This window comes from Arthrobacter sp. CJL-S3 (assembly GCF_056711635.1).
The window spans coordinates 2548903-2575233 of record NZ_CM160046.1; the positions used below are offsets into that span (position 1 = coordinate 2548903).

Consider the following 26331-nt stretch of genomic DNA (forward strand, 5'->3'; position numbering starts at 1 on the left):
GTTAGTCCTGGAACCAGATTTTGATCTCGCGCTCCGCGGAGTCCACGGAATCCGAGCCGTGGACCAGGTTCTGCTGCACCTTCAGGCCCCAGTCGCGGCCGAAGTCGCCGCGGATGGTCCCCGGGGCCGCCGTCGTCGGGTCCGTGGTGCCGGCGAGCGAGCGGAAGCCCTCGATCACGCGGTGGCCCTCGAAGATCGCCGCGACGACCGGTCCGCTGAGCATGAACTCGACCAGCGGCTCGTAGAAGGGCTTGCCCACGTGCTCCTCGTAGTGCTGCTCGAGCAGTTCGCGGCTCGCGTTGACCTTCTTGAGCTCGGCCAGGGTGTAGCCCTTGGCCTCGATGCGGGCGATGATGCTGCCGGTCAGGTTGCGGGTGACGCCGTCGGGCTTGATCAGGACGAGGGTGCGCTCAATGCTCACAGCTGCTCCAATGTGTTGGGGGCGGGATTCGGAAATAAGTCTAGTTGCTTTGATCTTCGGGGTGGGCTGCGTCCCAGGCGGCCTGTTCGCGTTCGCGCTGCGCGGCTTCCCGGTCGATCCGGATGCCGGTGCGGATGCCGTACCACCAGGCCACGGCGAAGAGTCCGCCGACCAGGAACATGGCCGGTTCCAGGATGCCGGTCAGGATCAGCACGATCTGCAGGATCCAGCCCAGGGCCACTCCCCACGGTCTGGTGAGCACCGCGCAGGTCAGGGCGTAGACCAGGCTCAGCGTGATCCCGACCGAGAAGATCAGGACCGGCGGGAATTCGTCCCGGCGCAGCCCGAAGACGGTGAGGGTGCCGAAGAGCACCACGAAGGCCTCCAGCAGCAGCACCGTCGAGGCGAACAGGACTTTGGTGGAGCGGCGCTTCTTGGGCATGCCGGGCTGCCATTCGCGCTGGGCTTTGGTGAGTTTCGCCATGGGCTACGCCTCCGCCTTTCCGAGCAGGATCCGGGCTTCCGCGACGAGCGTGATGGACCCGGTGACGAGGACGCCGCCGGCGAGGTCGTCGTTGGCTTCGGCCCGTTCCACGGCCCATTCGAGGGCGTCGTCGAGCTTTTCGGCCACGTGGATGTTGTCCTCGCCGAAGCCGAGCTCCAGCGCGAGTTCCGCTAGGTCCTCGGCCGGCACCGCGCGGGGCGAGTTGGACTGCGTGAAGCAGTATTCGGCGGCCAGGTCCCCGAGGGATTCCTTGAGCTGCCGGAGGATTTCCTCGGCATCCTTTTCCCGCAGGACACCGACCACCACCACCAGCTTGGTGAAGCTGAACGCCTCATGGATCGCCTCGGCGGAGACCCTGATGCCTTCGGGGTTGTGCGCGGCGTCCACGATGATGGTCGGCGCGGTGCGCACCACCTCCAGCCGGCCCGGCGAGGTGACGGAGGCGAACGCCTCCTGCACCAGCCCGGCGTCGAGCGCCTTTTCGGCGCCGAAGAAGGCCTCCAGGGCGGCGATCGCGACGGCGGCATTCTCGGCCTGGTGCGCGCCGTGCAGCGGCACCAGCAGGTCCTCGTAGCGGCCCGCGATGCCCTGGATGGTGACCATCTGGCCGCCAACGGCGACGGTGCGGGATTCGACGCCGAACTCGACGCCTTCGAAGCGGAACGGGACGTTGGTTTCCTTGGCCTTTTCCAGCAGCACCTGGGCCGCATCGCGGGGCTGCGCCGCGCTGACGAGGAAGCCGCCGGGCTTGATGATGCCGGCCTTTTCGTACGCGATGTCCTCGGTGGTGTCGCCCAGCAGGTCCGTGTGGTCCAGCGAGATCGGGGTGACCACAAAGACCTGGCCGTCGCCGACGTTGGTCGCGTCGGTGATGCCGCCCAGGCCGACTTCGATGACGGCGACGTTGACTGGCTGGTCCGCGAAGATGGCGAAGCCCAGGATGGTGAGGCATTCGAAGTACGTCAGCCGGGGCTGGCCGTCGGCCTCGAGTTCGCTGTCCACGATGGCCAGGTACGGGCGGATCTCGTCCCAGATCCGGACGAAGGTCTCATCCGACACCGGGGCGCCGTCGATGCTGATCCGTTCGGTGACCTTGGACAGGTGCGGGCTCGTGTACCGTCCGGTGCTCAGCCCGTGCGCGCGCAACCCGGCCTCGATCATGCGGGCCGTGGAGGTCTTGCCGTTGGTGCCGGTGACATGGATGATCGGGAACGCCTTGTTCGGCTCCCCGAGGATGTCCATGGCCCGGTGCAGCGGGGCCAGCCGGGGCTCCATCTTGTTTTCCGGCGCCCGGCCCAGCAGCTCGGCGTAGACGCTTTCTACGGAGAATTCGTCGGTCATGGACTACGCCTCAACTTTCTTGGCAACGCTGACCTGGGGTTCCTTGACGTCGGCCGCAACAGTTGCCAGCTCGATGGTCAGGGTTTCGGTCTTGACGAGTTCCGCGTTGGCCAGCAGGGCCTCTACGACGTCCTGCCGTGCGGTGACAGTGGTGTGGATCCGGTCGCTGACGTTGAGTCCGGCGTCCTTGCGGGCCTGCTGGATGGCGCGGACCATGTCGCGGGCCGCGCCTTCGGCCTCGAGCTCCGGGGTGACCTCGGTGTTGAGGACCACGAAGCCGCCGCCGGGCAGGACAGCGGCCGCGCGCGATCCCTCGCCTTCCGCGGCTTCCGCCACGACGGTTTCCAGGGTGTATTCCTGCGGCTCCAGTTCGAGGCCGCCGGCGGTGACCACTCCGGCGTCGCTGAGCGACCAGTCCCCGGATTTGGCGCCCTTGATGGCCTGCTGGACGTTCTTGCCCAGCCGCGGGCCCGCGGCCCGGGCGTTCACCACGAGCTTCTGCTCGATGCCGAACTCCGCCGGGGAGGCGCTGTCGGCGTCGAGCAGGCGGACGGAGCGCAGGTTCAGTTCATCGGCGACGACGGCGGCGAAGCCTTCCAGCGCGTCCGCGCCGGGTGCCACGACGGTGAGTTCCTGCAGCGGCAGCCTGACGCGGAGGTTGGCGGCCTTGCGCAGCGAGGAGCCGGTGGAGCAGATCTGCTGGACCCGGTCCATGGCCTCGACGAGTCCGGGGTTGGCCGGGAAGAGGTCCGCGTCCGGCCAGTCGGCCAGGTGCACGGAGCGCCCGCCGGTGAGGCCGCGCCAGATCTCCTCGGAGATCAGCGGCAGCAGCGAGGCCGAGACCCGGCAGACCGTCTCCAGCGCGGTGTAGAGGGCATCGAAGGCGTCGACGTTCTCGTCGAAGAACCGCTGGCGGCTGCGGCGGACGTACCAGTTGGTGAGCATGTCCAGGTAGCTGCGCAGTTCGTCGCAGGCGCCGGAGATGTCGTAGCTGTCCAGCTGGGCGGTCATGTTCCGGACCAGGTCGCCGGTGTTGGCCATCAGGTACTGGTCCAGGGTGTCGGCGTAGCCGTCGTGGCGCAGCTTCGCGTCATAGCCCTTCCCGCCGTTAGCGGCGTTCGTGTACAGCGTAAAGAAGCTGTACACGTTCCACAGCGGCAGGATGACCTGGCGGACGCCGTCGCGGATGCCCTGCTCGGTGACCACGAGGTTGCCGCCGCGCAGGATCGGGCTGGACATCAGGAACCAGCGCATCGCGTCGGAGCCGTCGCGGTCCAGGACCTCGGAGACGTCCGGGTAGTTGCGCAGGCTCTTGGACATCTTCTGCCCGTCCGAGCCCAGGACGATGCCGTGGCTGATGACGTTGCGGAAGGCCGGCCGGTCGAACAGGGCGGTGGACAGGATGTGCAGCATGTAGAACCAGCCGCGGGTCTGGCCGATGTACTCGACGATGAAGTCCGCCGGGTTGTGGGTGTCGAACCATTCCTCGTTCTGGAACGGGTAGTGGACCTGGCCGTAGGGCATGGAGCCGGAGTCGAACCAGACGTCCAGCACGTCCTCGACGCGGCGCATGACGGACTGGCCCTCCGCCGGGGTGCGCGGGTCATCAGGGTTGGGCCGGGTCAGTTCGTCGATAAACGGCCGGTGCAGGTCCACCTCGCCGGCCTTGTTCAGCGGCAGGCGGCCGAAGTCGGCCTCGATCTCGGCGAGCGAGCCGTAGACGTCGGTGCGCGGGTAGTCCGGGTCCGTGGACTGCCAGACCGGGATGGGACTGCCCCAGTAGCGGTTCCGGCTGATCGACCAGTCGCGGGCGTTGGCGAGCCACTTGCCGAACTGGCCGTCCTTGACGTTGCCCGGGATCCAGTTGATGTCCTGGTTCAGCTCGGACATGCGGTCCTTGAACTTGGTGACCTCGACGTACCAGGAGGACACGGCGCGGTAGATCAGCGGGTTCCGGCAGCGCCAGCAGTGCGGGTAGCTGTGCTCATAGCTGGCCTGGCGGACCAGGCGGCCCTGGGCGCGGAGCACCTGGGTGATCGGCTTGTTGGCCTCGAAGACCTGCAGCCCGGCGATCTCGGCCAGCGGGCCGTGGCTGAACAGCGGCAGGAACTTGGCACCTTCGTCCACGGAGAGGACGACGGGGATACCGGCCTCTTCACAGACCTTCTGGTCGTCCTCACCGTAGGCGGGTGACTGGTGGACGAGGCCGGTACCGTCGGTGGTGGTGACGTAGTCGGCCACGAGGAAGCGCCAGGCGTTCTGGTTGCCGTACTTCTCGTCGTCCGCGAAGTAGTCCCAGAGCGGCTCGTACGTCAGGCCCTCGAGTTCGGTGCCGGTGTGGCTGGAGGTGACCGCGGCCTCGGCCGCGGCGGCACCCGCGGCGCCGTCGCCGTAGCCAAGATCCTTGGCGTAGGTGCCGAGCAGTTCGGCGGCCAGCAGGAAGCTGCCCGTGACGGGCGCGTCCGTGGAGGCGGCCTTGACGCCGTTGGGTCCGGCCGGCAGGACCACGTACCTGATGGCAGGCCCGACGGCGAGCGCAGCGTTGGTGGGCAGCGTCCAGGGCGTTGTGGTCCAGGCGAGCGCCTGCACGCCGGCGAGCTGCTGGGACAGCTCCGACTCCCCCGCCGTGATCGGGAAGGTGACGGTGACGGTCTGGTCCTGGCGGTTCTTGTAGACGTCGTCATCCATGCGCAGTTCATGGTTGGACAGCGGCGTCTCGTCCTTCCAGCAGTACGGCAGCACGCGGTAGCCGTTATAGGTGAGGCCCTTTTCGTGCAGCTGCTTGAAGGCCCAGAGCACGGACTCCATGTACTCGACGTTGAGCGTTTTGTAGTCGTTTTCGAAGTCGACCCAGCGCGCCTGGCGGGTGACGTAGCTCTTCCACTCGTCGGCGTACTTCATCACGGAGGCGCGGCAGGCGTCGTTGAACTTGTCGATGCCCATGGCCTCGATCTGGGTCTTGTCCGTCATGCCCAGCTGCTTCATGGCTTCCAGCTCGGCGGGCAGCCCGTGGGTGTCCCAGCCGAAGCGGCGCTCGACGCGGCGTCCGCGCTGGGTCTGGTAGCGGCCCACCAGGTCCTTGGCGTAGCCGGTCAGCAGGTGGCCGTAGTGCGGCAGGCCGTTGGCGAAGGGGGGACCGTCGTAGAAGACGAATTCGTTGCTGCCACGCTCTCCGCCGGGAAGATCGGAGGGGCGCTGGTCGATGCTGGCCTGGAAGGTGCCGTCCTCGTCCCAGTACTTGAGGATGCGCTCTTCGACCTCCGGGAACTTCACGGAGGCCGACACACCAGAGGTGTTGGAAGCTGCGTTGGAAGCAGAGGTGGAGGCGCCTGCGCCGGACGTGGCGGCGGAGGCCTTCGGGTAATAAGTCATCTCGACATCCTGGGTTGAGCTAGTGAATAAATGGATTCATTCAGGATGCGAGGACGGCCCCTGCACTGTCTTTCGACAACACCGGCACCGCGGTACCACCTCACTTACCGTCGCCGGGCCCCTGCAACGGGACAGAGCACCGGCGTCGGCCGCTCATTACTGCTGTGACGGGCTTACCCGTCCGGTTCTACCGGCCCTGGCGCACGATGTTGCAGGTAAGTCGTGGCGCCTGGGCGTTCTTCCGGAAGCTCACCGGTGATGGCCGGGTCAAAGCTGCTGTAAGAAGTCTAACAACTCGAACGGGCCCGCAATGCCTACACTGAATCCCATGATGTTCCGGACCCGTGGCCGCGTTGCCCCGCGAATGCCTGCCGGCGGGGCAGCGGCCGGCTGGCGGTGGCTGGCGGGGCTGGCGGCGGCACCCGTTGTGGTGGTCTCCGTCTTCCGTGCCGTGCCGCGGGAATGGCCCACCACCGCGGTCCAGCTGGTGTCCTTCACGCCGTGGCTGGTGCTGCCTGCCGGCGCCTCGCTGCTGTTCGCGGTGCTGGGCCGGCGGCGATGGATGGCGGGCGCAGCGGCCGGCCTCGTGGCCGTGCAGCTGTTCTGGCTGGTCCCGCTGGATTACGCCCGGGCCGCACCGGAGGCCGCGGCCGGCTCCGCGCCGGATGCCCTGGCTGACGCTGTGGACGGAACCGTGGAGCTGCGGACAATGAGCCTGAACGCCAAGCTGGGCAAAGCCGACGCGGCGGAGATCGTCCGGCTGGTCCGCGAGCACGGCATCACGCTGCTGGCGCTCCAGGAGTACACCCAGGCCCTCGAGGACCGGCTGGATGCTGCCGGCCTGCCCGCTCTGCTGCCGAACAGGATCAGCGATCCGGCGGACCGTGCCGCCGGCAATGCCGTGTACTCGGTCCACGAGCTGGTGCCGGCAGGCAAGGTTTCCGGATCCCATTTTCCGATGCCGATGATCCGGGTCATTGCGGAGTCCCAGGGGCAGCGGGCCGTCTTCGAACTGACGAACGTCCATGCCCGTGCTCCCGTGGGCGTGGGGCTGCCGAAGTGGCGCAGCGACCTCGCCGCACTCGGCCGGCTGGTGTTCCTGCCGGGGAATGTGGTGCTGGCCGGTGACTTCAACGCCAGCTATGACCATGCCGAATTTCGGCAGCTCCTGCAGGGTGGGGGCCGGAAACTGGTGGACGTGGGAATGGCCCAGGGCTCTCGCCTGATCCCCACCTGGCCCATGGAGGACCTGTTTCTTCCCGGCATCACGATTGACCACATAGTGACCACCCCCTCGGTGCGCAGCGCAGACTACGCTGTGCACCGTGTGTCCGGGACGGACCACGCCGCCATCATCGCCACGCTGACCGTCCGGGCCGACGGCTGAGCCAAAGCAACGCGGAGTCACCTACGGCCAATAAACCGGCGGTTTATGGGCCGTAGGTGACTCCGCGTTGCAGTTCCGGCGCCGGGGTACGCGGCTAGCCCTTGCGGATCAGCTTGTAGTTGGCGGCCTGCGCCACCGGGCGGATCACGATCTGGTCGAGGTTGACGTGGTGCGGCGCGACGACGGCGTAACGGACGACGTCGGCGACGTCCGCCGCGGTGAGCGGCTTCTCGACGCCCTGGTACACCTTGGCGGCGGCCGACTGGTCGCCGAGCCGGTTCAGCGCGAACTCCTCCGTCTGGACCAGGCCGGGGGCGACCTCGATCACGCGGAGATTGTGCTCGGCCTCCTCGAGCCGCAGGGCGCCGGTGAGTGCGTGCTGGGCGAACTTGGCCGCGTTGTAGCCGCCGCCGCCCTCATAGGCGGACAGTCCCGCCGTCGACGTCAGGTTCAGGACGGTGCCTTCACCGCAGGCGCGGAGCATCGGAAGGAACGCCCGGGTGAGCTTCATGGTGCCCAGGACGTTGACCTCGAACATCCATTCCCAGTCCTCGGTCTTGGCCTCGGCCACCTTGTCCGCGCCGCGGGCGCCGCCGGCGATGTTGATGAGCGTGTCGATGCCGCCGGCACCGGTCACCTCGTCCAGGAGCCGTGCGACGTCGGCGTCGTCGGTCACGTCCGCCGGAAGCGCGATGGCGCCGGTTTCCGCGGCGAGCGCCTCCAGCCGGTCCGCACGGCGGGCGACGGCGTACACGGTCCATCCCTCGGTCCGGAGCGCACGCACGGTGGCCTCGCCGATTCCGGTGCTGGCGCCGGTGACAACCGCTGCTTTGGCTGCTGATGCCTTGATGTCGATTTCCTCAGTCATGGCACCACCCTAACGGCTCAGCCCCGGTTCAATCCCGCGCGAGGAACTCCTGCAGCACCCGGGCATGGTTGGTCTGCTGGTCCCTTGCCCCGAACATAGATGCGCCTGATCGCGAAGATTCCGGCAGGACTTCCGCGGGAATTGCCCATCTGCGCATGCTACTTCACGTCACTTCCGCTGCGGCCAGACCCGGACAACCCCTCGGCGGTGTCTTCAGTGGTCGAAGTAATGGAAGAATTGGGCCCATGGCTGAAGACACGCAGGGTACAGACACGCCCACCACCGCCCCCATCAACGTTCCGGACAAGCCCGCCCTGGAGGGGCTGGAAGACGCCCTCACCCGGCGCTGGCTTGACGAAGGGACCTACAAGTTCAACCCGGACACCACGCGGGAGCAGGTGTACTCGATCGACACTCCCCCGCCCACGGCGTCGGGTTCGCTGCACGTCGGCCACATGTTCTCCTACACCCAGACCGACGTCCTGGCCCGCTACCAGCGCATGACCGGCAAAAACGTGTTCTACCCGATGGGCTGGGACGACAACGGCCTGCCCACCGAGCGCCGCGTGCAGAACTACTACGGCGTGCGCTGCGACCCGACCACCGCCTACGACGCCGGCTACCGCCCCCCGGCCGAGCCCGCCAAGAACCAGCGCGACTTCGACGTCGTCTCGCGCCGGAACTTCATCGAGCTGTGCGAGGAGCTCGCCGTCGAGGACGAGAAGGTCTTCGAGAACCTGTTCCAGACGCTCGGCCTGTCCGTGGACTGGGACCTGACCTACCGCACGATCGACGACAAGTCCCGCGCCATCTCCCAGCGCGCCTTCCTGGCGAACCTCGCCGCCGGCGACGCGTACATGGCCGAGGCACCCACCCTGTGGGATGTCACCTTCCGCACCGCCGTGGCCCAGGCCGAACTTGAGGACCGCGAGGTCGCCGGCGCGTACTACCGCTACCCCTTCTTCACCGAAGACGGCGAGGAGATCTACATCGAGACCACGCGCCCGGAACTGCTGGCCGCCTGCGCCGCCCTGGTGGCGAATCCCGACGACGAGCGGTACCAGCCGCTGTTCGGCAAGAAGGTCACCTCCCCGCTGTTCGGCGTCGAGGTGGAGGTCAAGGCCCACCCGCTCGCCAAGGCGGACAAGGGCTCCGGCATCGCCATGGTCTGCACCTTCGGCGACCTCACCGACGTCACCTGGTGGCGCGAACTCCAGCTGCCCACCCGGGCAATCGTGGGCCGCGACGGGCGCATCATCGGCGAGACCCCGGAGTGGATCACCACCGCCGAGGGCCGCGCGACCTTTGAGTCGATCGCCGGCAAGACGGTCTTCAGCGCCAAGGAAGCCGTGGTGGAGCTCCTGGCCGCCGCGGAACTCCTCGACGGGGAGCCGAAGAAGATCATGCACCCGGTGAACTTCTTCGAGAAGGGCGACAAGCCCCTCGAGGTCGTGACCTCGCGCCAGTGGTACATCCGCAACGGCGGCCGGGACGCCGAGCGGCGCGAGCGGCTCATTGCCCGCGGCCACGAAATTGATTTCCACCCGGCCTTTATGCGCTCACGCTACGAGAACTGGATCTCCGGGCTGAACGGGGACTGGCTCGTGTCCCGCCAGCGGTTCTTCGGCGTGCCGGTGCCCGTCTGGTACCCGCTCGACGCCGACGGCAACCCCGACTTCGCAGCTCCCCTCGTCCCGTCCGACGCGCAGCTCCCGGTGGACCCCGCCGCGGATTCGGCCCCGGGTTACGAGGAGGCCCAGCGCGATGCGCCGGGCGGATTCACCGGCGACGCCGATGTGCTGGACACCTGGGCGACATCCTCGCTGACCCCGCAGATCGTGGGCGGCTGGAGCACCGACGAGGCGCTCTTCGCCAAGGTCTACCCGTTCGACATGCGCCCGCAGGGCCACGACATCATCCGGACCTGGCTGTTCTCCTCCGCGGTCCGCGCGGACGCCCTGCAGGACTCCGCGCCGTGGAAGCACGCGGCGATCTCCGGCTGGATCCTGGACCCGGACCGCAAGAAGATGTCCAAGTCCAAGGGCAACGTGATCGTCCCCACCGATGTGCTGGAGGAGTACGGCTCGGACGCGGTCCGCTACTGGGCGGCTTCGGCCAAGCTCGGCGCGGACACGGCCTACGAGATCGCGCAGATGAAGATCGGCCGCCGGCTGGCGATCAAGCTGCTCAACGCCTCCAAGTTTGTGCTGAACCTGGGCGCCACGGAGAACTCGGTGGTGTCCGGTGACCTGTCCGTGCTCGGCAACCCGCTGGACCGGGCCGTGCTGGCGCAGCTCTCCGACGTGGTCCAGCAGGCCACGAAGGCGTTTGAGAATTACGACTACGCCCGGGCCCTGCAGATCACCGAGAGCTTCTTCTGGCACTTCACCGATGACTACGTGGAGCTGATCAAGGACCGCGCCTACGGCGCCGCCGGCGAGGCCGAGCAGGCGTCCGTCCTCGCGGCGCTGGCGACGAGCCTGGACACGCTGCTGCGCCTCTTCGCGCCGTTCCTGCCCTTCGCCACAGAGGAAGTCTGGAGCTGGTGGCGCACCGGTTCCGTGCACCGCGCCCCGTGGCCGTCCGCCACCACGATCGACGGCGACACGAACCTGCTGGCCACCGTCGGTACCGCGCTCAGCGGCATCCGCAAGGCCAAGTCGGAAGCCAAAGTCAAGCAGCGCACCGAGGTGCTGTCCGCGACCATCACGGCCTCGGAGTCCCTCACCATTCAGCTGAAGGCCGGCCTGGCCGACCTCAAGGCCGCGGCCAACGCCCGCGAGCTGACCCTGGCGGTGGGCGACGGCGACCTGACCGTCAGCGACGTCGTCCTGGCGCCGGCCGAGGAGCCCGCGCAGGCCTAAGGGCCGCCATAACGGCACCCACGACGGGGGCTCCCCGCCCGGCTCAGGCCGCGCGGGGAGCCCCCGTGCTCTTCCCAGGGTCGTGCGGGCCGGACCTCAGACTTCGAAGGAGGTCTCGAAGTGCGTCAGCACCGGTGGGGCGGACAGGAGCTCCCCCAGCCCGCTCGCGCCGTCGCCGGCCCGCCACTCGCGGTAGGCGGAGTCGTGCTCCAGCGACGCCCACTGTTCGACCACAAGAAAGTGCGCCGGATCCTTGCTGTCGACCAGCACATCGACTCCGAGGCATCCGGCGAACGCCCGCGTATCGGAGAGGATCTCGCGGAGCACGGCCGGCGCGGTGGGCAGGGCTTCCGCTGTGAGGGTCAGGTCAAGGTGGGCTGTAATGGGCATGGCGCTCCAAAGTTCGCAGGGGGTACGGGACACAGGACACTGCCGGGCGGGATGCCTGGAGCTCCCGGCCCGGGACCGGTGCCCTGCCATTGGAGGCAACAGCGCCGCCGCCGGGCTTGTTCCTTCGGATCTGCCCGGCGGGCATTTACCGCTGCTGCCTTCCGGATCCCCCGCTGCGCCGTTCCGCTTCGCTGATGGCCCAGGCGGCGTTGACCAGGCCGATGTGGCTGAACGCCTGGGGGAAGTTTCCCAGCTGCTCACCGCTGTCCGGAGCAATTTCCTCGGCCAGCAGTCCCAGGTCAGTGGCGAACCCGGCGGCCCGCGCGAAGACGTCGCGCGCCCGGCCGTTCTCGCCGGCGAGGGCCAGCGCCTGCGCCAGCCAGAAGGTGCATAACAGGAAGGTCCCCTCCTCGCCGGCGAACCCGTCGTCGGCGCGGTAGCGGTAGACCAGGCCCCGGGGATCGGTGAGCCGTTGTTCAATCGCCTCGATCGTGGCGCGCATGCCCGGATCGTCCGCGGGCAGGAAGCCCACGATGGCGAGCATCAGGGCCGACGCGTCCAGGTCCTCGGAGCCGTAGGCCTGGGTGTAGGCATTCGCTGCAGGGCTCCAGCCGTTGGCGCGGATAGAGGCCGCGATCTGCTCACGGGCCTCCGCCCAGCCCGGGATCCGGTCGGGCGTGCCCAGGATCGCGGCCAGGCTGATGGCCCGGTCGACGGCCACCCAGCACATGAGCTTGGAGTGCAGATAGTGGCGTGGCTCCCCGCGCACCTCCCAGATGCCGTGGTCCGCCGAGCGCCAGCGTTTGGCGGCGGCGTCGGCCGCGTCGGCCAGGAAGCGCCGGGTGTCCGGTGCGAGCCCGGCGAGGTACTCCGGCAAGGTGGCGGCGGCGTCGAGCAGTTCACCGTAGACGTCGAGCTGGCGCTGGTTCCACGCGCCGTTGCCAACCCGGACCGGGGTACTGGCGCGCCAGCCGGGCAGGTGCGCCAGCTCGCGTTCGGGCAGTTCGCGTTCCCCGCCGATGCCGAACATGATCTGCAGCTCCTCGCCGGCGGCCAGCTGGCGTGCTGCGGCCGTGGCGAGGAACTGGAAGAATTTCCCTGCCTCGTCCGGGCAGGCGGACACCCACAGTGCCTGCAGGGTCATGCTGGCGTCGCGGATCCAGGTGTAGCGGTAGTCCCAGTTGCGGGTGCCCCCGGCCACCTCCGGCAGGGACGTGGTCGGGGCGGCCACGATGGCTCCGGTCGGGTAGTAGGTGAGGGCCTGCAGGACCCGTCCGCTGCCGGCGACGAGCTCCTGCCAGGGTCCCTGGTAGTGCTGGTGGATGTCCGCCCAGCTGGTCCAGCCCTGAAGGGTGTCGGCGAGCCGGCGGCTGATGCCTGTCTGGCTCCAGCCAGGCTCGCCGTCGTCGGACGCGGCCTGGTGCTGGAGGGCGAAGCCGGCAATGTCTCCGGCGGCAAGCGTGAGCCGGGCCGTCGCGGTGCCGTCGTGGAGCGCGAAGGCGACCGGGCTGGACAAGGACAGCAGCCCGGTTCCCGCGCCGGCCACGAGTCCGCCGTCGACCGCGCGCAGCCGGGGACGGCTGAGGCCGTAGTCCGGGCGCGGGCTAAAGACGATGTCCACCTCGGCTGTTCCCGCGGTGCAGCTCACCTGGCGCAGCAGGGTTGCGGGTGAGTCCGCGCCCAGGTCGTGGCCCCGCTTCCCGTCGCCCATCACGAGGGCGTCGGTGACCGTGACGCTACCTTCCGCAGCGGTGTGGGTGGTCTCCAGGACCATCGTGGGGCCGACGTAGCGGCGGCTGGTGGTGTGGGGGCCGACGGCGCGGATTGACCAGTACCCGGCGTCAGGGCCGAGCAGCCGTCCGAAGACCGAAGGGCTGTCAAAACGCGGGAAGCACAGCCAGTCGACGGATCCGGAAACGCTGACCAGGGCTGCCGACGAGCAGTCGGAGAGCAGGGCGTAGTCGGCGATGGGTTCACTGCTCATGGGCACCCTGTTCGTGGGCTGAGCCGGTCCGGTGACACGCTGTGCTGTGCGAAAGCTGTTTTTGGCCGCTAACCCCTGTTTTTGGGCAAAGGGGAAGCCCCATCAGCGTGTTGCCGTTGGTGGGGCTTCGACTTTTCGATTGTCACGTGACGTCTTAGACAATCTGGCAGGATCCTTGGATTTTCAGGTCTTCCTACCTCGTCACTGGTAGCCATCATCTGACTTTGCCGAAGGCTGCGTCGGATGAGTGTCACTGAATCTTTGGTTCCTGCGTCCCGCTTCTTTCGAAGTGGGTAAGTTCTATTGTGATCCCGGCGTTGAGGATGCGCAAGAGCCCCGGAGGAACTACATCAGAGTAGTTCTTCCGGGGCTTTCCGCTGCTCTCCGGGCGCCGTTTATTGCCCGCCCGGGCGGCTAGTTGAAGACGGGGCTTTCGGTGCGGCTGCGCTTGATTTCGAAGAAGTACGGGAACGATGCGAGGGTCACCGAGGCGTCCCACAGGCGGCCGGCTTCCTCTCCGCGCGGGATCCGCGTGAGCACCGGGCCGAAGAAGGCGGTGCCGTTGAAGGCAACGATCGGCGTGCCGACGTCCTGGCCCACCAGCGCAATTCCGGCCTCGTGGCTGGTGCGCAGCGTGGCGTCGAATTTATCGCTCTCGCCTGCCGCCGCGAGTTCCGCCGGCAGGCCGACCTCGGCGAGGGACTTGGAGATGACCTCGGCGATGTCCTTGTTGCCCTCATTGTGGATTTTGGTGCCCATGGCGTCGTAGAGCGCCTTGACGTGCCCGGTGCCGTGCTGCTCGGCGGCGGCCGTGATGACCCGCACCGGCGCCCAGGCCTTGGTGAGGAATGCCTTGTACTCCTCCGGGAGTTCCTCGCGGCCCTCGTTGAGCATGGCCAGGCTCATGACGTGCCATTCGGTGCTGATGTCCCGGACGTCTTCCACCTCGCTGATCCAGCGGGACGTCACCCAGGCAAAGGGGCACATCGGATCAAACCAGAAGTCAGCTTTGTTGGTTTCAGGCACAGGTGTTCTCCTTGGGAAGTCTGGGGGAAGGGTGCACAGCGCTGGCCCAGCGACCGGCCGCACCACAGGTGACAGCGTGCGGCGGGGCTTGTTTATTCCGGATCAGGCGGACTTGCGGCGCTTGACGTCGTGGGCGATCATCGTGGGCGCGGCCTTCTTGGAGACCACGTCTTCGGTGATGACGACCGTGGCGATGTCGTCGCGGCTGGGCAGGTCGAACATCACCGGGAGCAGGACTTCCTCCATGATGGCGCGGAGCCCGCGGGCGCCGGTGCCGCGTTCCAGCGCCTGGTCCGCGATCGTGTTCAGCGCCTCCTCGTCGAAGACCAGCTCCACGCCGTCGAGCTGGAACATCTTCTGGTACTGCTTCACGAGGGCGTTCTTCGGCGTGGACAGGATCTGGATGAGCGCGGACCGGTCCAGGTTGGAGACCGTGGTGATCACCGGGAGGCGGCCGATGAATTCCGGGATGAGCCCGAACTTCAGCAGGTCCTCGGGCATGACCTCGCCGTAGGAGTCGGCGTTGTTCTTGACCTCATTGAGCGGGGCCCCGAAACCGATGCCCTTGCGCCCGGACCGTGAACCGATGATCTCCTCGAGGCCGGCGAAGGCGCCGGCGACGATGAAGAGCACGTTGGTGGTGTCGATCTGGATGAATTCCTGGTGCGGGTGCTTGCGGCCGCCCTGCGGCGGAACCGAGGCGACGGTGCCCTCAAGGATCTTGAGCAGGGCCTGCTGCACGCCCTCGCCCGAGACGTCCCGGGTGATGGAGGGGTTCTCGCTCTTGCGGGAGATCTTGTCGATCTCATCGATGTAGATGATGCCCTGCTCGGCCTTCTTGACGTCGTAGTCGGCGGCCTGGATGAGCTTGAGCAGGATGTTCTCGACGTCCTCGCCGACGTAGCCGGCCTCCGTCAGCGCGGTGGCGTCGGCGACGGCGAAGGGGACGTTGAGACGGCGGGCCAGGGTCTGCGCGAGGTAGGTCTTGCCGCAGCCGGTGGGGCCGATCAGCAGGATGTTGGACTTGGCGATCTCGACGTCGTCGTGATGGACGCCTTCGGCGAGGCTGCCGCTCTTGGGGGCGTGCCCGGCCTGGATGCGCTTGTAGTGGTTGTAGACCGCGACGGCGAGGGAGCGTTTGGCGGGCTCCTGGCCGATCACGTACTCCTGCAGGAAGTCGAAGATCTCGCGGGGCTTGGGCAGTTCAAAACTGCCCAGGTCAGCTACTTCGGCGAGTTCTTCTTCAATGATCTCGTTACAGAGTTCAATGCACTCGTCGCAGATGTAGACGCCGGGCCCGGCAATGAGCTTCCGGACCTGCTTCTGGCTCTTTCCGCAGAAAGAACACTTCAGCAGATCCGTGCTCTCGCCAATCCGAGCCATATGTGAACCCCTTTAGAATCTTGCTGCCGGCCGTGTTCCACTCCTGCGCAGCGCTGCACCCGTTACTGGAATCACGGACGCGCCTTGGAAGGCGCCAGCCGTGACATGTTCCACTCTAGGTCACTTTGGGCCTGATGGGTGGAAAGCCGACGCCGGTGCGGCCACAAAAGTGGGCCGCACCGGCGTCGGGTACTGCTTTGACGTGATGGCCTGCTACTTGGAAATCGCCTGGGGCTTCATCTTGCGGGAATCCAGCACCTGGTCGATCAGTCCGTACTGCATGGCCTCGGCCGCGGTGAGGATCTTGTCGCGCTCGATGTCGTTGTTGACCTGTTCCGGCGTCCGGCCGGAGTGCTTGGCCAGCGTGTCCTCGAGCCAGGCCCGCATGCGCATGACCTCGGCGGCCTGGATCTCCAGGTCGGAGGCCTGGCCGCCCTGGCCGCCGGAGAGCGAGGGCTGGTGGATCAGGACGCGGGCGTTCGGCAACGCGAGGCGCTTGCCCGGCGTGCCGGCTGCGAGGAGCACGGCGGCGGCACTGGCGGCCTGGCCGAGGCAAACGGTCTGGATCTCCGGGCGGATGTACGTCATGGTGTCGTAGATCGCCGTCATGGCGGTGAAGGAGCCGCCCGGGGAGTTGATGTAAAGCGTGATGTCGCGGTCCGGGTCAGTGGACTCGAGCACCAGCAGCTGCGCCATCACGTCGTCGGCCGAGGCGTCGTCGACCTGGACGCCCAGGAAGATGATCCTGTCCTCGAACAGCTTGGTGTAGGGGTCCTGGCGCTTGAAGCCGTAGGGGGTGCGCTCTTCGAACTGCGGCAGCACGTAGCGGCTGCTCGGCAGGTTACCGGCAGTCGAACCGAAGTTGTAGTTCATGTTCATTGCTCCTGAATTCATTGCTGTCTACGTGCCGGTCAGTTCTCGGTGTCAGCGTCGGTTGAGTCCGTGACTGAGGCGGTGTTGTCGGCGTTGGTTCCGCCGCCGCCGGCCACGGATCCCGCGTGCGCCGCGATCTTGTCGAAGAAGCCGTATTCGAGGGCTTCCTTGGCCGTGAACCACTTGTCGCGGTCGTTGTCCTTGAGGATGGTCTCGACCGTCTGCCCGGTCTGGTCAGCCGTCAGTTCGGCCATGACCTTCTTCATGTGCAGGATGAGCTCGGCCTGGATCTTGATGTCCGAGGCCGTGCCGCCGATGCCGCCGGAGGGCTGGTGCATCAGGATGCGGGCGTTGGGGGTGGCGTAGCGCTTGCCCTTGGTGCCGGAGGAGAGCAGGAACTGTCCCATCGAGGCGGCGAGGCCGGTGGCCACGGTGACGACGTCGTTCGGGATGAACTGCATCGTGTCGTAGATGGCCATGCCGGCGGTGACGGATCCGCCCGGGGAGTTGATGTAGAGGTAGATATCCTTCTCGGGGTTCTCGGCCGAGAGCAGCAGCAGCTGCGAGCAGATCGCGTTGGCGTTCTCGTCGCGGACCTCGGAGCCGAGCCAGATGATGCGCTCTTTCAGCAGGCGGTTGTAAATGTAGTTATCCTGGGCTGCCGGATCGACAGTAGCCATCCGGGGTGCCCCTGCTTGCTGTGACATATGTACTTACCTCTCGCTGGCGACGGTGACGCCACTGGACGACATCACTGAACTTTCCTACATGGACACTAACGGTTTTCCCGGCTCCATTGTGCTCAGGCGCGGGGCTGTTCGCTGACGGCGCACGATTGCCCGGGAGGGTTCATCACCGGCTTAAAAAGCCGCACCCCCGGATCAGCGATCCGGGGGTGCGGCAGGAACTGCGGGAACAGAAAGTGCTAGAACTTCACTGCTGCCGGGTCATCATTCTTCGCGGTCTCGGCTGCTGCTTCCTCGGAAGCGGCGTCCTCGACGACGTCCTCGGACTCGGCTGCCGCCTCGGCTCCAGCCTCGACCGGTGCCTCTTCGCCGCCGGGGCGGACGAAGTCGCTGAGGTCAACCTTGTTGCCCTCGGAGTCCGTAACCTCGGCCTGGCCGAGGACGACGGCCAGTGCCTTGCGGCGGCGGACCTCGGAGACCATCATCGGGACCTGGCCGCTCTGATCGATGATCTGGGCGAACTGGTTCGGGTCCATGCCGTACTGGCCGGCAGTGGTGACGATGTAGTCGATCAGCTCGTTCTGGCTGACGTTGACTTCTTCCTTTTCGGCGATGGCGTCAAGGATGATCTCGTTCTGGAAGGCGCGCTCGGTGTTGGCCTTGACCTCGGCGCGGTGCTCCTCCGTGTCGTGCTCGCCTTCGCCGTGGGCGTTCTCGGCGTTGAAGTGCTGCTCGAGCTGCTCTTCGACGACGGAATCCGGGACGGGGACCGCTACGAGCTCAACGAGCTTGTCGAGGACCTTGTCGCGGGCTTCGACGCCCTGCTCGACAACCTTGGACTCGGCAGCCTGCTTGGCGAGGTCCTCGCGGAGCTCGGCCAGGGTGTCGAATTCGGACGCCAGCTGGGCGAAGTCGTCGTCGGCCTCGGGAAGCTCGCGCTCCTTGACCGACTTGACGACAACCTTGACCTGGGCCGACTCGCCGGCGTGCTCGCCGCCCACGAGGGTGGTGTCGAAGATGGCGTCCTCGTCGGCGCTGAGGCCGGTGACGGCTTCGTCGAGGCCTTCGAGCATGGTGCCGGCGCCGACCTGGTAGGACAGGCCGGTGGCGGAGTCAACCTCGGCGCCGTCGATGGTGGCGGTGATGTCGATCGTCAGGAAGTCCTTGTCGGCGGCCGGGCGGTCCACGGACTTCAGCGTGCCGAAGCGGCCGCGGAGTTCGTCCAGGGCCTTGTCGACGTCGGCGTCGGTGGACTCCGCGGCGGCAACCTCAACCTTGATGCCGGCGTAGTCGGGCAGTTCGATCTCGGGGCGGACGTCAACCTCGGCGTGGAACTTCAGTTCACCGTCGGTGGCGGACGGGTCCGGGACCTCGGTGATTTCGACCTCGGGACGGCTCAGCGGGCGGATGCCGGTTTCCTGAACGGCTGCCTGGTACCAGCCGTTGAGGCCTTCGTTGATGGCAGTCTCCAGCACGTAGCCGCGGCCGACGCGCTGGTCAATGAGCTTGGAGGGGACCTTGCCCTTGCGGAAACCGGGGACCTGGATCTGCGAAGCAACAGTCTTGTATGCCTCTGCGATGCTGGGCTTCAATTCCTCAAAGGGGACCTCAACATTGAGCTTGACCCGCGTGGGGGTGAGGTTCTCGACAGCGCTCTTCACAGTCTAAGTACTCCTGGTTTTTAGGGGGTGGGGTTCTGCACCGCCAAGGGTCTGGCAGTACCTGCAGAGTCGGGGTGACAGGATTTGAACCTGCGACTTCCTGCTCCCAAAGCAGGTGCTCTAGCCAAGCTGAGCTACACCCCGTAAGTGCACAGAACAGTCTACGGTCAAATTGCGCCGGTTTGCACATTTGACACCGGGGCCCTGAATTAGGTTTAGTTGTATCCGGCTTCAACAGCCGCCCGGAAGTCTTGCTGAAGTTCCAGCATGTTCCCGGGGACGTAGCTTAGTGGTAAAGCCTCAGTCTTCCAAACTGATGATGCGGGTTCGATTCCCGTCGTCCCCTCCGAAATATGACAAAGAAGCCCCTCTCCGGAGGGGCTTTTTTCGTATCCGGGTCCCGCACTCCGGTGCTTGCGCACTCCGACTCCCTGGCGTCCGCCCTGGCACGTTCGGCCCGGCCGCGGATCGGGGCTACTTTGACACGGACACGCAGCAACTGGCGGGGCCAGGGACCGGAATCGCAGCCAAAGGCGCCCCGGAGGGACGCCGGCTCACGTCCGATCCGCAGCTGTCCCAGGCCGATGAGTCAGCCGCGCTGGCAGGACGGGCACCAGTAGAGCTTGCGGGCACCGAGGTCGGTCAGGGCCACGGGTGTGCCGCAGTCCCGGCAGTCCAGTCCCTGCCGGCGGTAGACGAAGTGGGATTCCTCCGGGGCGGGAAGGCCGCGGGATCTGCCGCCCGGCGCGGCGCCGGCGGGTCCGCTCCAATAGCGCGGGGGTGTGGTGATGATCCGGCCGTCGCGGACGCCGTCGGACATCATCGCGACGGTGTCGTCCCACAGCTGTCCGGCCGCCTCCGCGGCCAGTCCCCGCCCCGGCAGCCAGGGGTCCAGCCGCTGCCGGAAGAGGAGCTCGGCGCGGTACACGTTGCCGACGCCGGCGATGACCTTCTGGTCCATCAGCAGGGCCGCGAGCGGTGTGCGTTTGGCCAGGACCGCGGCGGCGAAGGCGTCCCGGTCGCCGGGGCCGTTCCGCAGCGGGTCGGGGCCAAGCCGTGCCAGCACGGCTGCCGCCTCCGCTTCCGTGACGGTCTCGCAGGTGGTCGCGCCGCGGAGGTCGGCCCAGCCGTGGGCCCCGGCGAGCCGGACGCGGACGGCGCCGACCGGGGCGGGCGGGCCCTCGTACGCGGCCGGCCCGTCGGCTCCGGCCGCTGCCCCGCCGTCGTCGTAGACCTCCCGCTCCCCCACTTTGCGGGGCGCGCCGATGCTGGACGCGCCCCGGAAACCGGCGTCGCCGCCGAAGTCCCAGGCACCGTACAGGCCCAGGTGGACGTGCAGCAGCAGCCCGTGCTCGAACTCCAGGAAGAGGTGTTTCCCGTGCGCCGCGGAGCCGGTGAGGGCGTGGCCGTCCAGCAGCGCCGCGCCGTGAACGAAGCGGCCCTGCGGGCTGGACACGGCGAGCCGCTCCCCCGTGAAGACGTCCCCGAACTGGCGTGCCAGCCGGTGGACGGAGTGCCCTTCCGGCACTAGGCGATGACCTCGCCGGTGCGCTCATACGCGGCAATCTTGCCGATCCGGCGGACGTGGCGCTCGTCGTTGCTGAAGGGTTCGGCCAGGAACGCCTCGATGATTTCCGTGGCCTCCTCGACGCTGTGCTGGCGGCCGCCGACGGCGACGACGTTGGCGTCGTTGTGGTCGCGGGCCAGCTTCGCGGTGGAGAGGTTCCAGGCCAGCGCCGCGCGCACGCCCTTGACCTTGTTGGCGGCGATCTGCTCGCCGTTGCCGGAGCCGCCAAGGACGATTCCGAGGGCGCTGGTGCCGGCTTCCTGGTCCGCCACGACCGCGAGGGCTGCGTTGATGCAGAAGGAGGGGTAGTCATCCAGGGCGTCGTAGACCTTGGGTCCGTGGTCGATGACCTCGTAGCCTTTGGCGCCGAGGTGGCTGACGAGGTGGGCGCTGAGTTCCATGCCGGCGTGGTCGGTGGCGATGTGCACGCGCGGGAGGTCAGAGGGGGTCACGGCGTATCCGTTCAGTTGGGCAGATCCGTGGAGTCACGTGGGCTGCAGGGCGGTTCTGGGGGCTGTTCCCAGCCTACTAGGGCACGGGCCGGCGGGCGGGCCTGGCCGCCGGGCGGGCTTCACACACCCGCGGCGCCGCCGGGCCGGTGCGCCCGCTCCGCCACCCGTGAGATCACCTGCGCGACATTGTCCGCCGTCGTGGCGCTCCCGCCGCTGACGGTCAGGGTGCGGCCGTCGGAACGGTCGACGACGACTGCCGGTCCGCTGCTGACGAGCAGCGCCGTCGTGGTGCCGTGGCTGCGGTATCCCCAGCCGCCGTAGTCGGCTGCCCTGACCTCTTTCGGCGTCGCCCCCTCGATGGCCGCGGCCGGCACGTCCATCACCCTGACGAAGCCGGCCGCGAAGACCCGCAGCCCGCTCCGGTCCACCCGGATGCGGGCGAACAGGCACGCAGCGGCCAGCAGGGCGAGGGCCACGAGGAGCGCGGCGAGCCACGGCACGGCGATGGTCAGGAGCGCGGCGGGAAGCAGGGTGGCGATCCCGAGCATCACGAAGACCGAGCTGCGGGCGTGGACCCACAGGCTCACCGAGTCGCGGGCCAGGTCGGGGTCGAGCTCGCGGGCCAGGGCTTCGGCCATGGCCCGGTCATCGTCCGTGGACCAGCGTTCGTCGGCTTTGAAGACAAAACCCATGACGACGCCCAGGCCCAGGGCGGCCCCGCTGCCCATGGCGAGGACGGCGACATCCACCCGGGCGTCCCTGGCGTCCGGCAGGCCGAGCTGTCCAACCAGCACGGCGGCGAGGACGGTGGTGACGAACAGGCTCACGAACAGCCCGGCACCCATCATGATCCGGCGCATGATGGCCGGACGGGACAGCGGCACTGCCTGCACCAGCACGGCCCCGCCGAACAGCACGATCATGGCCGCACCCACGCCGACGACCGCCCCAAACGGCGCGAAGTCCGCGGCGGCGCCCTCGACCCAGCGCACGGCCAGCGGCTCGGGCAGATCCGGGCGGAGCAGGACAGCGCACACCACAAACGCCGCGGCGAGCACCAGCGGGAACCCCACGGCGAAGCGCAGCGCCCGGACGTCTACGGAATCCCGAAGCTTTCCCATATCCCCAACGCTACCCCCGGTGATTCGGCCTTAGTACTGTGGTGTGACCCAGGCAACTTGCCAAGCGCCCAACAAGTGAAAGAATGATTTCACAGTACCGAGTTCTCCCATCCCCACGCATCCCTGGAGGCCCCACTTTGCCCGGAATGAACCTGACGCGCACCGAAGCACGCGAGCGCGCCGAACTGATCACCGTCGACTCCTACGAGGTCGAGCTTGACCTGACCCGCGGGGAAAAAGTCTTCGGCGCCACCACCGCCGTGAAGTTCACGGCCAGGCCGGGGTCCTCGACGTTCATCGACGCCGTCACCGACGCCGTGCAGAGTGTGACCCTGAACGGTCGTGAGCTGGACCCGGCGGAGGTGTCCGACGGGATCCGCATCCAGCTGCCGGATCTGGCGGCGGACAACGAGCTGCTCGTCGTCGCCGAGGCCCCGTACATGAACACGGGCGAGGGGCTGCACCGCTTCGTGGACCCGGTGGACCACGAGGTCTACCTGTACACGCAGTTCGAGGTGCCGGATTCCCGGCGGATGTTCGCCGTATTTGAGCAGCCCGACCTCAAGGCCAGCTTCACGTTCACGGTCATTGCCCCCTCGCACTGGGACATCGTCTCCAACTCCCCCACCCCGGTGCCGGTCGAGACGATCCCCGGCACCGACGGCGGCGCCCGCTCCGTCTGGGAATTCACCCCCACGCCGCGGCTCTCCTCCTACGTCACGGCTCTGATCGCGGGGCCGTACCAGTCCGTCCGCAGCGAAGTGGTCTCCGCCGAGGGGAAGGTCACCCCGCTGGGCATCTTCGCGCGCAAGTCCCTGATGCAGTACCTGGACGCCGACAACATTTTTCAGCTCACCCGCCAGGGATTCGAGTTCTTCGAGGCGCAGTTCGGCTGCCCGTACCCGTTCGAGAAGTACGACCAGCTCTTCGTGCCCGAGTTCAATGCCGGCGCCATGGAAAACGCCGGGGCCGTGACCATCCTGGAAGGCTACATCTTCCGCAGCAAGGTCACGGACGCCCAGGTGGAGCGCCGCGCCATCACCGTGCTGCACGAGCTCGCCCACATGTGGTTCGGGGACCTCGTGACGATGCGCTGGTGGAACGACCTCTGGCTCAACGAGTCCTTCGCCGAATACATGTCCCACCTGGCCGCCGTGGAAAACACCCGGTTCGACCGCGCCTGGACCACCTTCGCCTCGGTGGAGAAGTCCTGGGCCTACCGCCAGGACCAGTTGCCCACCACCCACCCGATCTTCGCCGAGATCAACGACCTCGAGGACGTCGAGGTGAACTTCGACGGCATCACCTACGCCAAGGGCGCCTCGGTGCTCCGCCAGCTGGTGGCGTGGGTGGGGCCGGAGGAGTTCATGGCCGGCGTCCGCGAGTACTTCCGCAAGCACGCCTGGCAGAACACCGAGCTCAGCGACCTGATGGCCGAGCTGGAAAAGGCGAGCGGCCGGGACCTGGACCAGTGGGGCCAGCTGTGGCTGGAGACCGCCGGCGTGAACACGCTCAAGTCCGAACTCGCCGTGGGTGACGACGGGACGATCTCGTCCTTCGCGATCCTGCAGTCCGCCACCGAGTCCCAGCCCACCATCCGCCCGCACCGGCTCGCGGTCGGCTTCTACAACCTCACGGCCGCCGGGAAGCTGGAACGGGTCCACCGCGAGGAGCTCGACGTCGCCGGCGGACGCACCGAGGTGCCGTCGCTGGCCGGGCTGGCCCAGCCGGACCTGATCCTGCTCAACGACGACGACCTCGCCTACGCGAAGGTCCGCCTCGACCCGAAGTCCCTCGCCACGGCCACGGCCCACCTCAAGGACTTCAGCCAGAGCCTTCCCCGGACCCTGGTGTGGGGCTCGGCCTGGGACGCGGCCCGCGACGGCGAAACCCCCGCCCGCCGCTACGTGGAACTGATCCTGGCCAACATCGCCGAGGAATCCGACTCCTCGGTGATCCAGGTCCAGCTGCGCCAGCTCGCGACCACACTGAATTTCTATGTGGCTCCGGATCACAAGGAAGCCACCGCGGTGGCCGCCGTCGACCGGCTCTGGGAACTCGCGTCCGGCGTCCCGGCAGGCTCCGACGCGCAGCTGCAGTTCGTCAAGTCCTATGCCCTGCTGGCCCGCAGCGCCGCACAGCTGGACACCGTCTCCGGCCTGCTGGAGGGCGGCCTGACGCTGGAGGGCCTCACCGTGGACCAGGACCTGCGATGGGAACTGATCACCTCCCTCGTCGCCGGCGGCCGCGCCGGGCAGGAGCAGATCGACGCCGAACTCGCGCGCGACAACACCGCCACCGGGCAGAACGCGGCGGCCCTCGCCAAGGCCGCCATCCCGACGGCCGAGGCCAAGGCAGCGGCCTGGGACTCGATTGTGGTCAAGGGCGAGCTGTCCAACGCGCTCCAGGGCTCAGCCGTCAGCGGCTTCACCCGGGTGCTGGACACCTCCCTGCTGGAGCCGTACGCGGAGAAATACTTCGACGCGGTCCCGGGCATCGTCAAGGAGCGCACGCACGCGCTGGCCCAGCAGATCGTCGTCGGGCTCTACCCGGCGCAGCTGACCACGCAGGCGACCGTGGACCGCACGGACGAGTTCCTGGCCGCGCTGCCGGAGGACGGTGCCGCCCTGCGGCGGATGATGCTGGAGAACCGCGACGGCGTCGCCCGCGCGCTGCGCGCCCGCCAGGCCGACGTCGACTAAGGGGTCCTGTCCCGGAGCCCCGCCATCGGTCCCACACCCCAAGTAGCTCGCAGCAAAGGACGTTCTGGGCGCTCTAAACGGCCCCTGCTGCGAGCTACTTGGGCGGGGACGTGTCCTAGGCTGAAGCCATGAGCCTCGACGAGCACCGCTATGCGCTGACAGTCCGCTGGACCGGGAACCTGGGCGAGGGGACGGCGTCCTACCGCGGCTATTCACGCGACCACGACATCGAGATCCCCGGAGTGCCGGTCCTGCACGGTTCCGCGGATCCGACGTTCCACGGCGACCGCACCCGCTACAACCCGGAGCAGCTGCTGCTGGCCGCCCTGTCCCAGTGCCACATGCTGTCCTTCCTGCACGTGGCGGTGAAGCACGGGGTGGTTGTCACGGGGTATGAGGACCGGGCTGAGGGGCTGATGCGGACCAACCGGGACGGCAGCGGACAGTTTGAATCGGTCACGCTCAGGCCCCGGGTCACCCTGGCGGCGCCGGCGGCCAAGGAGCTCATGGAGGAGCTGCACGCCGGGGCGAACCGGGTCTGCTTCATCGCCCGGAGCGTCAACTTCCCGGTGCTGCACGAACCAAGCACGGTGACCGAGGGCCAGGGCCCCTAACGGAGGGCCCGGTATTCGGCCAGGATCCGGCGTTCGGCCTCCTGGCTCATCCCGGCCCTGCGTTCGCGGCCGAGTCCGCGGCGGCGTTCGTCCGCCAGAGTGTCCCGCAGCGTGTCCGCCCAGGGTCGGATGAGCAGCCCGGCGGCCCGGGCCGCGGCACTGCTGCGGGTCGCGAAGCCCTCGTGGCCCGGCGGCAGCCACAACGGCAGCGAGTCCGGACCGGCCCAGTAGTTCGCCCCGCGGGACACCAGCCAGTCCTCCGGAGCGGCGACCACCTCGGCGGAACCGCCGGCGAGCTGGCGCGAGGCCTTGAGATACTCGGCGAACGGCACCGGCTCCCCAACAGCGTTCAGCGTCCCGGTGGTCCCGTTCCGGGCGGCGGTGAGGATCCAGGCCGCAAGGTCGCGGACGTCGATGATCTGGGTGGCGTCCGTGGGGATGCCCGGGACCAGGACGGGGTCCGCGTCCCGGGCGAAGCGGGCCGGCCAGTACCCGTAGCGGTCCGAGCCGTCGCCCGGGCCGCCGATGAGCCCGGCCCGGCAAATGTGGGCCCGGTCCCCGGCGAGTTCAGTGGTCCAGTGCTCGATGGCGGCTTTGGCTTCGCCGTAGTTCCCGGCGCTGAGTTCCGTCCCGGGCGGGAGCGGCGCCAGGACTTCGGCGGCTTCGTCCGCCCCGGCCACGGAATGGTCTGCGTAGACGGAGCAGCTGGAGATGAAGGTCCAGTGCCTGGCGGAGCCGGCCAGCGCCTCAAGTGCCTCCCGCGCCTGGTCTGGGTCCCGGGAAACGTCGACGACGGCGTCCCAGGCCCCCTCGGAGTCGGCGGCCCCGCGTGCGGCGGTATACGCGGCGGCGCCTTCCGCGCGGTCCGCCCGCAACCAGGTGGCGCCGTCCGGGGGCGCGCCAGCGGTCCCGCGCGCCAGGCACGTGACCTCGTGGCCAGCGGCCAGGGCCTGCCGGGCTGTTTCAGCTGAGAGGAAGGCCGTGCCTCCGAGAACCAGGATGCGCATGTGGCTACGCTACGGCGCTAATGTTGAATGAGACCAGAGCGTTATGCGCCCGGCGAACGTCGGCCGCCTCCCATGACGCCTTGCCCGGCGATACCGGCCGGCAGCAG

Annotated in this window: 20 protein-coding genes and 2 tRNA genes; 5 read left to right on the top strand and 17 right to left on the bottom strand. The window is 67.9% G+C overall.

Annotated elements, in window-relative coordinates; genetic code table 11:
* Window position 1: 1 nt before the first annotated feature.
* From ndk to ileS, 4 genes are read right to left on the bottom strand one after another with little or no spacing between them, the layout of a single operon-like run.
* The gene (gene ndk / locus AC06G6_RS11615) at window positions 2–421 is read right to left on the bottom strand and encodes a nucleoside-diphosphate kinase (RefSeq protein WP_479822180.1); all 420 of its coding nucleotides are present in this window, start codon (window positions 419–421) and stop codon (window positions 2–4) included.
* 40 nt (window positions 422–461) lie between these two features.
* Entirely contained in the window at window positions 462–905 is a 444-nt protein-coding gene (locus tag AC06G6_RS11620; protein ID WP_479822182.1) for a DUF4233 domain-containing protein, read from the bottom strand.
* Window positions 906–908: 3 nt separating this feature from the next.
* The gene (locus AC06G6_RS11625; RefSeq protein ID WP_479822184.1) at window positions 909–2267 is read right to left on the bottom strand and encodes a bifunctional folylpolyglutamate synthase/dihydrofolate synthase; all 1359 of its coding nucleotides are present in this window, start codon (window positions 2265–2267) and stop codon (window positions 909–911) included.
* A 3-nt stretch (window positions 2268–2270) separates the two neighbouring features.
* Window positions 2271–5639: an isoleucine--tRNA ligase gene (ileS, locus tag AC06G6_RS11630; protein ID WP_479822186.1), complete on the bottom strand. Its 3369-nt coding sequence runs from the start codon at window positions 5637–5639 to the stop codon at window positions 2271–2273.
* Between the two features lie 328 nt (window positions 5640–5967).
* Between ileS and AC06G6_RS11635 the strand changes: the two genes are divergently transcribed.
* Window positions 5968–7026: an endonuclease/exonuclease/phosphatase family protein gene (locus AC06G6_RS11635; protein WP_479822188.1), complete on the top strand. Its 1059-nt coding sequence runs from the start codon at window positions 5968–5970 to the stop codon at window positions 7024–7026.
* 94 nt (window positions 7027–7120) lie between these two features.
* Here the strand turns inward: AC06G6_RS11635 and AC06G6_RS11640 are convergent, their stop codons facing one another.
* Window positions 7121–7894: an SDR family oxidoreductase gene (locus tag AC06G6_RS11640; RefSeq protein ID WP_479822192.1), complete on the bottom strand. Its 774-nt coding sequence runs from the start codon at window positions 7892–7894 to the stop codon at window positions 7121–7123.
* 245 nt (window positions 7895–8139) lie between these two features.
* On the opposite strand from AC06G6_RS11640, the gene valS reads away from it, so the two are divergent.
* Window positions 8140–10758 carry a valine--tRNA ligase gene (gene valS, locus AC06G6_RS11645; RefSeq protein WP_479822195.1) on the top strand — a complete coding sequence of 873 codons (2619 nt, stop codon included), beginning with the start codon at window positions 8140–8142 and terminating at the stop codon, window positions 10756–10758.
* A gap of 96 nt (window positions 10759–10854) precedes the next feature.
* On the opposite strand, the gene AC06G6_RS11650 is transcribed toward valS, so the two are convergent.
* From AC06G6_RS11650 to AC06G6_RS11685, 8 genes are all read right to left on the bottom strand, one after another.
* A complete protein-coding gene (locus AC06G6_RS11650) occupies window positions 10855–11148 on the bottom strand; it encodes a putative quinol monooxygenase (protein WP_479822197.1) in 294 nt (97 codons plus the stop codon).
* 145 nt (window positions 11149–11293) lie between these two features.
* Window positions 11294–13132, bottom strand: coding sequence for a glycoside hydrolase family 15 protein (locus tag AC06G6_RS11655; RefSeq protein ID WP_479822199.1), 1839 nt, complete (start codon window positions 13130–13132; stop codon window positions 11294–11296).
* Window positions 13133–13546: 414 nt separating this feature from the next.
* Window positions 13547–14119, bottom strand: a complete 573-nt coding sequence (locus AC06G6_RS11660) for a mycothiol-dependent nitroreductase Rv2466c family protein (protein ID WP_479828642.1) — start codon at window positions 14117–14119, stop codon at window positions 13547–13549.
* Window positions 14120–14260: 141 nt separating this feature from the next.
* The gene (gene clpX / locus AC06G6_RS11665) at window positions 14261–15541 is read right to left on the bottom strand and encodes an ATP-dependent Clp protease ATP-binding subunit ClpX (RefSeq protein WP_307462695.1); all 1281 of its coding nucleotides are present in this window, start codon (window positions 15539–15541) and stop codon (window positions 14261–14263) included.
* A gap of 213 nt (window positions 15542–15754) precedes the next feature.
* Complete coding sequence (locus AC06G6_RS11670; RefSeq protein ID WP_307462833.1) at window positions 15755–16414, bottom strand: ATP-dependent Clp protease proteolytic subunit; 660 nt, start codon at window positions 16412–16414, stop codon at window positions 15755–15757.
* A gap of 38 nt (window positions 16415–16452) precedes the next feature.
* The gene (locus AC06G6_RS11675) at window positions 16453–17094 is read right to left on the bottom strand and encodes an ATP-dependent Clp protease proteolytic subunit (RefSeq protein WP_307462693.1); all 642 of its coding nucleotides are present in this window, start codon (window positions 17092–17094) and stop codon (window positions 16453–16455) included.
* Window positions 17095–17339: 245 nt separating this feature from the next.
* Entirely contained in the window at window positions 17340–18761 is a 1422-nt protein-coding gene (gene tig, locus AC06G6_RS11680) for a trigger factor (protein ID WP_479822202.1), read from the bottom strand.
* Window positions 18762–18830: 69 nt separating this feature from the next.
* Window positions 18831–18905: transfer RNA gene (locus AC06G6_RS11685), tRNA-Pro, on the bottom strand.
* Window positions 18906–19036: 131 nt separating this feature from the next.
* On the opposite strand from AC06G6_RS11685, the gene AC06G6_RS11690 reads away from it, so the two are divergent.
* Window positions 19037–19107 (top strand) — tRNA-Gly (locus AC06G6_RS11690).
* Between the two features lie 243 nt (window positions 19108–19350).
* Here the strand turns inward: AC06G6_RS11690 and AC06G6_RS11695 are convergent.
* The 3 genes from AC06G6_RS11695 to AC06G6_RS11705 form a co-directional block, all read right to left on the bottom strand.
* Window positions 19351–20289 (bottom strand): Fpg/Nei family DNA glycosylase, encoded by a 939-nt coding sequence (locus AC06G6_RS11695; RefSeq protein WP_479822204.1) that lies wholly within the window; start codon window positions 20287–20289, stop codon window positions 19351–19353.
* Window positions 20289–20729 carry a ribose-5-phosphate isomerase gene (locus AC06G6_RS11700; protein WP_479828643.1) on the bottom strand — a complete coding sequence of 147 codons (441 nt, stop codon included), beginning with the start codon at window positions 20727–20729 and terminating at the stop codon, window positions 20289–20291. Before AC06G6_RS11700 ends, AC06G6_RS11695 begins: the two co-directional genes overlap by 1 nt.
* Before the next feature lie 170 nt (window positions 20730–20899).
* Window positions 20900–21901: a hypothetical protein gene (locus AC06G6_RS11705; protein WP_479822206.1), complete on the bottom strand. Its 1002-nt coding sequence runs from the start codon at window positions 21899–21901 to the stop codon at window positions 20900–20902.
* Window positions 21902–22047: 146 nt separating this feature from the next.
* Here AC06G6_RS11705 and pepN point away from each other — a divergent pair, with 146 nt between their 5' ends.
* Window positions 22048–24603 (top strand): aminopeptidase N, encoded by a 2556-nt coding sequence (gene pepN / locus AC06G6_RS11710; RefSeq protein WP_479822208.1) that lies wholly within the window; start codon window positions 22048–22050, stop codon window positions 24601–24603.
* A gap of 128 nt (window positions 24604–24731) precedes the next feature.
* Complete coding sequence (locus tag AC06G6_RS11715) at window positions 24732–25217, top strand: OsmC family protein (RefSeq protein WP_479822210.1); 486 nt, start codon at window positions 24732–24734, stop codon at window positions 25215–25217.
* On the opposite strand, the gene AC06G6_RS11720 is transcribed toward AC06G6_RS11715, so the two are convergent.
* Window positions 25214–26224, bottom strand: coding sequence for an NAD-dependent epimerase/dehydratase family protein (locus AC06G6_RS11720; RefSeq protein WP_479822212.1), 1011 nt, complete (start codon window positions 26222–26224; stop codon window positions 25214–25216). The two genes, AC06G6_RS11715 and AC06G6_RS11720, sit on opposite strands and share 4 nt — an antisense overlap.
* Window positions 26225–26331 lie beyond the last annotated feature (107 nt).